Raw genomic sequence first — 632 nt, 5'->3', positions numbered from 1 at the left:
GCGGTGCTCGGTTCAGGCGGGGTCTCGCTAAACTCGCCTTCGGCTCAAACAACGCGATCCCTGATCCGCCTGAACCTGCGCTCCTCGGCGCATCCACAAGGGGTGGGGRCTAGAGAAATACCAATACCAAATACTTTGAAGAAACAAGGACTCGCCTTGGCGAGTCCTTGTTTGTATTTGTTTTCTTGGTATTTCTATCTTCTGTCTCCGCTCCCGTTCCCGCTTGCCCCGTCCTGGCTGGGCCGAGGAGCGCAGAGACAAGCGGATCAGGGCCGGCGTTGTCTGAGCGAAGCGAGTTTAGCCGGACCCCGCTTGGCTCGAGCACCGCAGGTTGCCCGCAGCGAAGCGTAGGGACCCAGACTGCGGGTCGCCTTTTCTTTGGTGGGCGGATTCAAGGACCAAGTGCAACACTTCCAATCCAAGAGGAGTTGCATGACAAGAACATATCGACAATTGAGTGCCGAAGAGCGAGGCACGGTAATGGGCATGAAGCTGCACAATTGCAGCATCCGCAAGATTGCGAGAGTGCTGGGGCGATCACCGAGCACGATCTCGCGCGAACTGCGCCGCAATGGCTGGCAAGACGAAGCCGAGCAGTGCGTGATGGGGCGCCCGCGCATCGCTGGCGGCTA

At 59.0% G+C, this 632-nt stretch carries 1 protein-coding gene; it reads left to right on the top strand.

Annotated features, from left to right (window positions below):
• Positions 1 to 432 precede the first annotated feature (432 nt).
• Positions 433 to 632 (top strand): helix-turn-helix domain-containing protein (locus AC1D0O_RS25050; protein WP_477656190.1); only part of this gene is annotated, 200 nt, incomplete at its 3' end.

Source organism: Polaromonas sp. P1_F2 (assembly GCF_056405735.1).
Note: the sequence above shows the minus strand (reverse complement) of the source record. Positions and strands in the feature narration are given on the sequence as shown.